We start from the raw sequence: 10,857 nt of genomic DNA, 5'->3' as shown, positions 1-10,857 counted from the left end.
TCTCGCTTCTGCCCACGCACTAGGTCTTTTAATTTTTTATAATTCCTTACCTCATTCAACTGCACAAAACCATCGCTAAGTCCAAGCATTCCTTATCTCAAGTCTTTGTTTGTTTCATTTCATTAAGTAATCACAAAAAAATCCAGATAAAATCTATCATTTTAGATATAATAAAAAGTAAAGGATAAAAAGAAAAACAAAAAAAAGACAGCAAAACAAATGGCTCCCTTAATGTTGCAATACTTTCAGCATCTGTTTCATTCAAGAAAAAATGTAATTGTATAAAATTTGTCATTTAAAAGCCTCCGCTTTTAGCCTATAAAGGTCAAGCCCTTCGGGTTTTGAAAAAAATCTCCACCAACTAACAACTTAATACTTAAAATTCAACATTCAGCAGTTGGTAGTATTTTTTTCAAAAACCTTGATAGTCTATCCTCTCCATTTAGAAACAGCTTTCTTTTTGTTGTTTTCCTTTCCAAAATTTTATGGGCAAAAAAAATAGCAAAAGAATCTAAACCTAAAAATGGATACTTATGCAAATTTTTGAAATCAAAACCCACAAAATTGGACGAACTTACCCAAACCCACATTTTTTTATTTTGAATAAAGGATTAAATTCTGGAAAACCATTAGACAAACCTTGTCCAAACTGCTTTGTAATTTCCACAACTTCTAGAGCAAATAGAGAGTCTTTGTATTACCTGTGTTTATCCTTAAAAGTTGGTCAATACTTTGGGTATTATTTAAAAGGTTCTGTCATTCCATTTATAGGTATTTCAGACGTAAAAAAAGTAATCAATACTGCGCTGCAGAACTATGAAGAACAACAATGGCAATTGAAAGTTGAAAAACTCAAAAAAATAACTGCTTTCGAAGAAAACTTACAACAACAATTGTCAACTATTTCAAAACTAAAAATAGCCTTACTAAGATCTTAACAAATGAAACTATGAAAATAATTATAGCTGGGAGCAGAAACTTCAACAACTATCAAAAATTAAAACAAGAATGTGATAAATTTCTCCAGGATTATAAAAATATCGAGATTGTATCTGGAGCTCATTACAAAGGTGCAGACAAATTAGGAGAGAAATACGCATCCGAAAAAAAAATCAAAATCATAAAATTTCCGGCTGATTGGATAAAATACGGAAAAGTTGCTGGTCCAAAAAGAAATAATCAAATGGCAATATATGCAGACGTATTAATTGCTTTTTGGGATGGAAAAAGTAAAGGAACAAAAAACATAATTCAACTTGCTAAACAAAGACATTTAAAAACTAGAATAATTCTCTTTGAAAACGAAATTCTGACTATCTAGTCAATGAAAACAAAAAATACCCAGTACTAAAACTAGGTATTCTTTTTTTGCTTTCTAAAAAACAACCACTTTAATAATGTAGAAACAGAAAAACTAACAATTGCTCCAATAACAGCCATAATAACAGTAAAAAGGATATCGTCTAAACTAATAGTAAAAACTGTAGAAAGTAATGTTCCCCCAACAACACCTGACTTTATTTGAATATCGTTCTGAAACATATTTTATTCATCCTTTTTTTCGTCAGAAACAACAGCTTGACTAACTGCTGTAGCTACAGTTCCAGCAACAGTCATATAGGTTGCCACAGTAATTATTGCAGCAGGTATACTAACAGGAGCTGCAATAATAGCACCTCCTGCAGTAGCTAATGCAATGCCTATATTTCTTAATACTCTAAAAAATTTCGGAGTTGGTTTTTTATAACGTTCTATAATTTTCATAATTCTGTGATTTAATTTTTAATATTATTTTTTCTTTTCGGTCTTTAGCTTGATAAACTAATGATAATAGTTTCTGTAGTGCATCCTTGGAATATACACCTCTACCAATACCATTTAAGTAAGTTACAGGAGCAATACAGCCTTGTAAATCTTTTAAGGCATTATTTGCTGGATGAAATAAAATATAGCTTCTCCCTTTGACATTTTTCAAAATCAAATGATGTTGAAATCGTTTCGAAAATCTAGGAACAACTTCATAGGCTCCTTCAGGAATACAAGAAACATTTCTCTTATTATTTAACCAGGGTAACTCAATGGTATGACAAAGAAAATTATCAGAAGAAAAGAGAGTACCGTTAGTACCCTCTTTAAAATAAGCTCTTTGAAGCACTAACTCCATTATTATGGAGTATCAATTGTAACAACAGATAAAGCATTGTAAGCACCATTTTTAAGGGCATACATTTCTCCATTTACTTCTTGATAAAACTCTACACCTAAAACCTGTACTACTGGTAATGTAGAATTAGCAGTAATTGTTGCAGATAATGCAATTGCAGCAGTATTTGCAGCAGTATAAGGCAAAATTGCTGTTTCATCATTTTCAAATGTTGAAGTTTCATTTACAAAATCTAATTCAGAAGCCCCCATTACTACTTTAAAATGGGTAGTTCCTGCAGGTGCAGCAATTCTAACAGTTGGTGAAAATGCAGCCAAATCTAAAGTTGCATCTCCAGAAACTCTGTCAAATGTTTTTGTAAATGCAGCAAATAAAGTTGCTCCTAACTTTCCATTCAAATTGAATTCAAAACCCTCTAAAAGGCTTAAATTTCCATCTTGCAACGTTCTTAAACCTCTTTCATTAGTCGTATCTGTCTTTGTGATAGCCACTAAAGATTTTGTCAAACGAGAGACAACTCTTTTGTCCTTTGCATTTTGCAAAAGCACACGAATTGCATTTCGCAATACTTTACCACCTTTACCAGCTCTTCCAAATTCAGAACCATTCTCACGAGTTCTTTGAAACGCAGGATCATTCTGGATTCTATTTTTATCCACACCGCCTTTTTCTCGAGCTAAATGTCCATCTGCTGTTTTGTAAAAAGAAATACCTCCGATAGTTCCTTTTAGTTTAATAATTCCTGTTTGTTTTGCCATAATTTTACATTTTTTATGATTAATCTTTCAAATCACGTAACTTTATGACTTACTAAAGAAAAAGAGAAACCGATTAAAACCATTCTTACCGATTAAACCTAAATACTCCTAAAATGACACTACTGGTTTTAAGTATGGTTAAAGCATAGATAAAGTATGATGATTACAAAAAGAGCTTGTATATACCCAAAGGACATTCAACGTATCACAGGACGAAGTGAGCGTTATTGTCGCAAGCTTATTAACATCATAAAAGAGTATTTAGACAAAGAACCTCATCAATTTATAACAGTAAAGGATTTTGCTATTTATAGTGGTATTGAAGAAGAAATTATTAATAAATACTTAATAGATTAACCATAATATTTGATGCTATTTATCTGGTTTTAATGAAGTTAAATTCGTAAATTTGTTAAAGACGTTCTATCAAAATATACTATTTCAATTTAACTAATAGGTCAACAATTCGGTTCACACTGTTTTAGTCTTTTTCCTAAAGTATTGATTTTACTGCATAGTGGCGGTTGAGTTATCATCCTGCCACCCCGACTAAAAACCAGTAACTTTTGTTACTGGTTTTTTTTATGGAATAAATTTACTTAGGAAGTAAAATAAAATTGAAGTTAGCTGGTTCTTCCGGAACTTAGGAACTGCCACCTCGATTAAAACCAGTAAGTTATATAGTTGTTTTTTCTTAATGTAAAGTTTGAAGAATATTTTTAAAAGACTTCAGATATACCAATCTCCTCTTTATAATCACTTGGCAGTACACCAAACTCTAACTTGAAACATTTGGTAAAATAGGAAGCATTATTAAAACCAACGAGGTAAACTATTTCGCTAACTGTGTGTTTGTTTTCTACCAATAATTTAGCTGCTTTTTTCAATCGCACTAATCGTATAAAATGGTTGATAGACAATCCAGTAAGACTTTTGATTTTTCTATAAAGTTGATCTTGACTTAAATTTAATTTTTTAGTTAAATGTTGAACTGAAAATTGAGAATCTGTAAAGTTTTCTTCTATAACACTAATTATTTTTTTCAAAAATTCTTTATCAACCGAAGTTGGCGCTTCTGCAGATTCAAGGTTATCTGATAAAAGAAATTTCTTTTTTAATAAACTTCTACGTTCTATAATTTTCTTGATTCTAAGCAGTAATAATTTACTATTAAATGGTTTTTCAATATAAGCATCGGCTCCTTTTTGAAAACTATCTAATTTAGATTCGATACTATTTTTGGCGGTTAATAAAATAATAGGAATGTGAGAGGTGTTTATATTAGATTTTATGATACCACACATTTCAATTCCGTCCATACCATCCATCATAACATCACTTACAATTAAATCGGGTATTTTTTTATTTGTTATGGCCAACCCATCTTTTGCATTTTCTGCAGTGTATAATTTATAATCTTCTTGTAGAATTTCACTTAAATAATCTCTAATATCCTCACTATCATCTACAATTAGAATTCTTGGTTTTTTGTGTTTATTGTTACTTTTATTAAAAGGAATACTGTTTTCTATCTCATTTGTGTTAAATGTTGGCGTATTTTTATTAGAATTTAAAGCGTTTAAAATGGGAAAATAAATGGTAAATTCAGACCCCACATCTACTTGAGAGATTACATCTATGTGACCATTATGAGCATCGATATATTTTTTTGTGAGCGCTAAACCTATTCCTGTACCTTTAGCCTTGTTGTTTTTGGCTCTAAAAAATCGGGTAAAAATATTTTTCAAATCACTGTTAGAAATACCGATGCCAGAATCTTTAACACTTATTATAATATGGTCTTCATCTAAACGAGTTTCAATATTAATATTTCCATATTTTGGAGTAAACTTAATCGCATTTGATAATAAATTAAAAAGTATAGACTGTAATTTGTCAGGATCTGCTGTAAGTATTATATTTTTTTCGGATAAAGAAAGTTCTAAATCTATTTTTTTTGTTTTCGATAGTTCGTGGAATTGTTTATATACGTTTTTAATAAAACAATTAAGTTCTATTTGTTTTGTGTTAAGTGTTAAGTTTTCTGTTTCTGCTTTTCTAAAATTTAAAATCTGGTTTACAAGATTCATCAACATTTTAGAATTTTTTAAAACCCTTTTTAGCTTTTTTTGAACAATTTTATCTCCCTGATTATTTTCTATAATTTCTTCAATAGGGCCAATAATTAAGGTTAAAGGCGTTCTTAAATCGTGAGATATATTAGTAAAAAAGGCTAATTTTTGTTCATGAAGTTCACTGTCTTGCTCGTGTTTTATTTTTTCAATTTTTAATTCTTGTTTTATTTGTACTCTGGAATTTATTTCAGTTACAATAAAATAAATAATACTTGCAAAAATTAAAATGTATGCAAAAAACGCCCAATAGCTTGTCCACCAAGGTTTAGCTTTTGTTATTGTGAGCTTTCTTGCAGTTGGAAGCCAAATGTTTTCTTGGTTGGCAACTTGAACTTCTAACTCATATAAACCAGGTGGAACATTCGTGTAAGAAGCTGTTGTTGCAATATTATCTACTTCATTCCAAAGCGATTCAAAACCATTTAATCTATACCGAAGTTTATAATTATTAATTTTATTATCTGGTAAAATATTAAGTCCTATTGAAAAGGTTTGTGCAAAATGTGGCAAAACGATAGAATCGTTATAATTAAGTTTTTTTGAGAGTACGTTGGTGTTTTTTATTTTTTTATCAGGATGTATTGTTTGGTCTAATATTTTTAAAGAGGAGAATAAAATTCGTGGAGAATTTGATGTTTTTTTAGTAAAATTCGGATTCACTTTTAACAAACCATGGTTAGAGCCTCCTAAAATAATATCTTGTTCTTCATCATAAAATATATCATAAAAAGTATAATCCTTTATAAATGATTGTTCCACAAGAGTGTCTGAGTTAATTTTGTGTAACCCTTTATAAGTACTTACCCATAATTTTTTATGATTATCGGTAATCATTCCTGTAGCAACATATCCTTTTAATATGGATAGTTGTTGTGGGTTACTTTTTCCTTTTAAAATACCAATTCCATCTCTACAAAGTATCCAAATAGTACCTTCTTTGTCTTTATATAAATTGTCTACTTGTATTTTTTCATTTGTATTTTTAAATTTCTCAAAATGAGTAACCGTGTTTATTTCGCCATTATTAGACATGTTTACATGGAATAACCCTTTTTTTGTAGAACCAACCCATAGGCTTTTGTTATTCTTGTCAATTAAAATTTGTCTTATATCTACATTATCGTCCTCCGGAAGCATATTTTTTAGTAGTCTTATAGACTCTAATTCTTGTTTTTTTTCAGAATATCTAAAAAGTCCATTTTTAAAAGTACCAATCCATATTTGATTGTTTGGACCTCTGGCTATTGAGTAAATTCGGTTGTTTTTTACTTTGTTAAAATTGAATTTATTGGTAACAAGTTTATTTTTAGAAGTATCATAAATTTTTACGCCAAATCCCCAAGTCCCAATGAATAAATAACTGGTGTCAGCATCCCAATAAAGAGAACTAATAGATTTATTTTCAATATCTGATAGTATAGATTTATAATTTTTATCAGCATATTTATAAGTTGTTAAACCGTTTCCATGGGTTCCTAATTTTATTTCTCCGTCAGAAGTTTTGGCAATTGCCCATATAATATTAGAAAAAAGATCATTTTCATTGTCTTTATCATAAACAAAAGAATGATTATATTTTTTAAGATCCAATACATGCATGCCTCCAAGCCAAGTTCCTAACCATAGGTTTTCATTGCTATCAACAAAAGAGCATAATATATATTTAGAGTTTAAACCATTTTTTTTATTTTTTTCGTTTATATAATGTTCTATTAAACCACCATCAATGGAAAATTTATAAAGTCCATTTCCTTCAGTTCCTACCCAAACAAAATTATTGTAACTGGTAATGGTTCTAATAATAATTTCAGCTAAAGTCCAAGGTTTTTTAGAAATTTGTTTAGAGTTTGTATGGTTGTTTTCAAACTTATATACTCCAACATTCGTACCTATAAATAAACTATTATTAGTAGAATTTATACTATGAACTCTTGTGGCTCCTTCCGCTTCAAAAGGTGTGTCAATAATATATTTAGTAGAATTTGTAGCTATTCTCGTAATTTCTGATTGACCTCCACCAATTAAAATAAATCCTTCTAAAGGATAAATAACAGATATTCCAGTATTTATTTCTGTGACTTTAGTTGCTTTTACAGTATATGGTGCTAATTTTAAAGAATCAATTTCAGACGTTTTAAAGGAAAATAGTTTGCCACTTTTATCTGCGACCCAAATGGTCTTTTTATCAGAACTTAAAGCTAACGAAGAAATAGAGAGGTTTTTTTGTAATATATCTGTCACTAATGTTAAAGGTATAATGATGTTTTTGAATTTATCAAATAGAAACAGTCCCTTATCTTGGCTACCTATAATCACATAACCTTTCTCTAAAGGCAATACACTGGATATTTTGTTGCTAAAACCATTGGTATTAAATTGATTGTAGATTTTGAATTTACTTCCGTCAAAAACATTTAATCCTTCACTTGTAGCCGCATAAACATATCCTTCATCATCTTCACATACATCATCTACAATGTGGAAAGATAATCCGTCTTGAATATCATAATTAAGAAACTGAGAGTTTCCTTCAAAGCATATTAATAAGAATAAAAATAATATTTGAACTGTCTTACGCATGAAAATTTATGTTAATTGCTAAATTAAGAATTTAATCAGCATTTATTATAAAATTCCGAATTTGTGTCATAAAATTTCGAATATGTGTTAATAAAACGAAAAAGTGTTATGGAAAACGGAATCCGTATTATAGTTGGCTTAGCATATTGTGTACTATTGTAATGTTAAATAAACGTTAACTAAAATCAATTCAATTTTATGAAAAAAATGTATCTACTATTTATTGGTATTTGTTTTTTAGCAATAACTAATACAGTTGCACAAAACAAGACAATAAAAGGAACGGTTGTAGACGAATTCTCAGTGCCAATTCCAGGAGTTAATATTCTTGAAAAAGGGACTTTAAATGGTGTGTCTACAGATTTTGATGGTAACTATACCATAAACACTAAAGAAAGTGCTGTTTTAGTATTTTCTTATATAGGTTATAAGACCTTGGAGGTAACAGTATCTAATCAGCAGGAAATTAATGTTACTCTTAAGGAAGATGCTTCACAACTAGACGAAATTGTTATAGTTGGGTATGGTACTCAAAAGAGACAAGAAGTAACTGGTTCAGTCGCTGTTGCAGATTTAAAAACGTATAAAGATGTTCCTGTAAATAACATTTTAGAAACGGTAAAAGGAACTGTGGCAGGATTAAATGTTGGTTCTATCAATAGTGCTGGAGCTGTAGCAAGTTTAAGTATTAGAGGACAAAACTCTGTTGGTGCAGGAAATGGACCCTTAATAGTATTGGATGGTGTTGTTTACAATGGATCATTATCAGACGTACCTACGAATGATATTGAAAGTTTCACAGTTTTAAAAGATGCAAGTGCAGCTGCTGTTTATGGTTCACGATCTGCAAATGGAGTTATTTTAATTCAAACAAAAAGAGGTAGAGGTAAAGATGGTAAACCTTTATTTAGTGTAAATGTAACTACTGGTGTCACTAAAGAATTAAATCGTTTAGATTTATATGATGGACCAGGATATTTGCAAAGAGTTTTGGATATGCGTGCAGATGCAGGTTTAGATGCAGATCCTAATTTAATCAATACCTATTTAACGGATATTGAAAGAGAAAATTATGAAGCTACACCAAACCATACTCCAACATTATCTCAGCCTTTTGACCCTTTTATTAGAACTGGGTTTAGTACAAAAGCAGATCTTAGTATTTCTAACAGTACAGAAAAGTCTAATTATTATATTTCTGCTTCAGTTACAGATCAACAAGGAGTTGTTTTAAATGATAATTTTAAGAATTTAACGGGTAGAATAAATTTAAATAGCGATTTAACAGACTGGTTTACATTAGGTGTAAAAACATCTTACAGTTTTAGAGATTTTTCAGGAATTTCTCCACCTTTAGACCAAGCTACATCATTAAGTCCATATGCTAGTTTATATGAAGAAGATGGGACTACTCCAGTGTTTTTTCCACAAACAACTACTTCTTTACGTAATCCATTATTATTTATTCCAACATCGGACAGAGATTTTAGAAACAATCTTACAGGTTTAGTTTCTGGAGTGTTTAAAATACCAGGAATAGAAGGTTTAAAGTATACTGTTAATTTTTCCAACTCTTTAAGATGGAGTGAAAATAATGTTTTTTACAATGAAAAGACAGTGCAAGGTTTAAGTCCAAGAGGAACAGGAAGTAGATCTTATAGCAGAACAAGCGATCAATTATTAGATAATATTATTAATTATAACAGAACTTTTGATAAACACAGAATCAATTTAACATTATTACATTCTAAAGAATCAACTAAGTACGAAAGTGTAAATGCTTCAGGTTCTGGTTTTGATAATTCTGTTCTTGGTGATTATAAATTAGAAGACGCACAAAACCAATCAGTATCTACAGGTGGTGGAGAATATGGAGGAGTAGGTCAAATGGCAAGACTTAATTATACTTATGACGATAAATATTCTCTTACAGGAACTTTTAGAAGAGATGGTTTTTCAGGTTTTAGTAAGAATAAAAAATATGGAAACTTCTATTCTGTAGGAGCAAATTGGAATATTTACAAAGAAAGTTTCCTAAATAATTCTAATGTTTTAAGCGCATTATCTTTAAAAGCTTCTTATGGTTCAACAGGTAATCAAGCGATTAATCCTTACCAAACATTAGCAAAAGTTGCTACAAGTAAGTTTGTATATGCAGGTGATAACTCTTATACAGTAACACAAAGAATTTCATCTTTAGCTCAAAACAACTTAGGTTGGGAGAAAACTACAGGATTAAACTTAAGATTAGATTTTGGTTTTTTTAATGATAGAATCTCGGGATATGTAGAGGGTTATAAAACCCAAACAAACGACTTAATTTTCAATTTAGGGCTACCAGCCGCTTCTGGTGCAGGTAGTATTTTATCTAATATAGGACAAATTGATAATAAAGGACTTGAAATAGCTTTAAGTACTATAAATGTTGATAAAGAAGATTTTAGATGGACATCTGACTTCGCTTTTTCTTTAAACAGAAATAAAGTAGTAAGTATTTTAGGTGAAGATAATGATGGTGATGGAGTAGAAGATGATTTGATTAATAGTGGTTATTTCATTGGAAAAACACTAGGGACAGTTTATTGGTATGAAAATCAAGGTATTTATCAACAAAGTGATGTAGATAATGGTACAATCTTAGACGGAATGCGTCCTGGAGATTACATATTAGAAGATGTAGATAGCGATGGAAGAATTACTTCAGACAAGGATCGTCAATTTTTAGGGGATACAAACCCTAACTTTAGATGGAGTTTAACAAATACTCTTAAATACAAGAAATTTTCTTTGTTAACTTATTTTTATTCAATTTGGGGTGGTAATGGACATTTCTTATCTAATAGCGATACACCTTACTTCGATTTTACTGCAGGACGTCGTGATTTAAATCATCCAGTCTATGATTATTGGACACCAACTAACACAAATGCATATTATCCAAGACCAGGATATAGAAATACAGCAAGATATAGAGCAAGTAAGTATGTAGACAGAAGTTTTATAAAATTACAAAAAGTTGCTTTATCATATGATATGTCTGAAATTGTAAAACCAATTGGACTACAAGGATTAAGACTTACTTTAAGTGGAGATAATTTATTTACATATGCTCCTCATTGGAAAGGATTAGATCCAGAAACCAATCAAGGAAATACTTGGACTTCTAGGCCTTCACTTAGAACCTATTTATTGACATGCTCATTTAATTTTTAAACATATA

The 10,857-nt window shown here is 30.1% G+C and carries 9 protein-coding genes; 4 read left to right on the top strand and 5 right to left on the bottom strand.

What is annotated here, in order from left to right; translation table 11 throughout:
* The first annotated feature begins 533 nt into the window (after window positions 1-533).
* Window positions 534-938: a DUF6943 family protein gene (locus H9I45_RS05110; protein ID WP_088352983.1), complete on the top strand. Its 405-nt coding sequence runs from the start codon at window positions 534-536 to the stop codon at window positions 936-938.
* An 11-nt stretch (window positions 939-949) separates the two neighbouring features.
* Entirely contained in the window at window positions 950-1,321 is a 372-nt protein-coding gene (locus tag H9I45_RS05105) for a DUF2493 domain-containing protein (RefSeq protein ID WP_088352982.1), read from the top strand.
* Window positions 1,322-1,353: 32 nt separating this feature from the next.
* Here H9I45_RS05105 and H9I45_RS05100 read toward each other — a convergent pair whose 3' ends face one another.
* The 4 genes from H9I45_RS05100 to H9I45_RS05085 are packed head-to-tail and all read right to left on the bottom strand — an operon-like array spanning window position 1,354 to window position 2,922.
* Window positions 1,354-1,542: a hypothetical protein gene (locus H9I45_RS05100; protein ID WP_068704837.1), complete on the bottom strand. Its 189-nt coding sequence runs from the start codon at window positions 1,540-1,542 to the stop codon at window positions 1,354-1,356.
* Between the two features lie 3 nt (window positions 1,543-1,545).
* On the bottom strand, window positions 1,546-1,764 hold the full coding sequence (locus tag H9I45_RS05095; RefSeq protein WP_088352981.1) for a hypothetical protein: 219 nt from the start codon (window positions 1,762-1,764) through the stop codon (window positions 1,546-1,548).
* On the bottom strand, window positions 1,742-2,164 hold the full coding sequence (locus tag H9I45_RS05090; protein ID WP_088352980.1) for a DUF5675 family protein: 423 nt from the start codon (window positions 2,162-2,164) through the stop codon (window positions 1,742-1,744). The genes H9I45_RS05095 and H9I45_RS05090 overlap by 23 nt, the downstream gene beginning before the upstream one ends.
* Before the next feature lie 2 nt (window positions 2,165-2,166).
* A complete protein-coding gene (locus H9I45_RS05085; protein WP_088352979.1) occupies window positions 2,167-2,922 on the bottom strand; it encodes a hypothetical protein in 756 nt (251 codons plus the stop codon).
* Between the two features lie 159 nt (window positions 2,923-3,081).
* Between H9I45_RS05085 and H9I45_RS05080 the strand changes: the two genes are divergently transcribed.
* A complete protein-coding gene (locus H9I45_RS05080) occupies window positions 3,082-3,279 on the top strand; it encodes a hypothetical protein (protein WP_088353037.1) in 198 nt (65 codons plus the stop codon).
* A 362-nt stretch (window positions 3,280-3,641) separates the two neighbouring features.
* On the opposite strand, the gene H9I45_RS05075 is transcribed toward H9I45_RS05080, so the two are convergent.
* Window positions 3,642-7,637, bottom strand: a complete 3,996-nt coding sequence (locus H9I45_RS05075) for a hybrid sensor histidine kinase/response regulator transcription factor (protein WP_088352978.1) — start codon at window positions 7,635-7,637, stop codon at window positions 3,642-3,644.
* A 198-nt stretch (window positions 7,638-7,835) separates the two neighbouring features.
* Between H9I45_RS05075 and H9I45_RS05070 the strand changes: the two genes are divergently transcribed.
* Complete coding sequence (locus H9I45_RS05070) at window positions 7,836-10,850, top strand: SusC/RagA family TonB-linked outer membrane protein (RefSeq protein WP_088352977.1); 3,015 nt, start codon at window positions 7,836-7,838, stop codon at window positions 10,848-10,850.
* Window positions 10,851-10,857: the final 7 nt, after the last annotated feature.

The organism is Polaribacter haliotis (assembly GCF_014784055.1).
GTDB lineage: Bacteria > Bacteroidota > Bacteroidia > Flavobacteriales > Flavobacteriaceae > Polaribacter > Polaribacter haliotis.
This window is presented reverse-complemented; position numbering and strand designations above follow the sequence as displayed.

Excerpts from the sequence above, each read along its gene's own strand:
- H9I45_RS05110 (WP_088352983.1), top strand. The coding sequence starts at position 534 with ATGCAAATTTTTGAAATCAAAACCCACAAAATTGGACGAACTTACCCA.
- H9I45_RS05105 (WP_088352982.1), top strand. The coding sequence starts at position 950 with ATGAAAATAATTATAGCTGGGAGCAGAAACTTCAACAACTATCAAAAA.
- H9I45_RS05100 (WP_068704837.1), bottom strand. The coding sequence starts at position 1,542 with ATGTTTCAGAACGATATTCAAATAAAGTCAGGTGTTGTTGGGGGAACA.
- H9I45_RS05095 (WP_088352981.1), bottom strand. The coding sequence starts at position 1,764 with ATGAAAATTATAGAACGTTATAAAAAACCAACTCCGAAATTTTTTAGA.
- H9I45_RS05090 (WP_088352980.1), bottom strand. The coding sequence starts at position 2,164 with ATGGAGTTAGTGCTTCAAAGAGCTTATTTTAAAGAGGGTACTAACGGT.
- H9I45_RS05085 (WP_088352979.1), bottom strand. The coding sequence starts at position 2,922 with ATGGCAAAACAAACAGGAATTATTAAACTAAAAGGAACTATCGGAGGT.
- H9I45_RS05080 (WP_088353037.1), top strand. The coding sequence starts at position 3,082 with ATGATTACAAAAAGAGCTTGTATATACCCAAAGGACATTCAACGTATC.
- H9I45_RS05075 (WP_088352978.1), bottom strand. The coding sequence starts at position 7,637 with ATGCGTAAGACAGTTCAAATATTATTTTTATTCTTATTAATATGCTTT.
- H9I45_RS05070 (WP_088352977.1), top strand. The coding sequence starts at position 7,836 with ATGAAAAAAATGTATCTACTATTTATTGGTATTTGTTTTTTAGCAATA.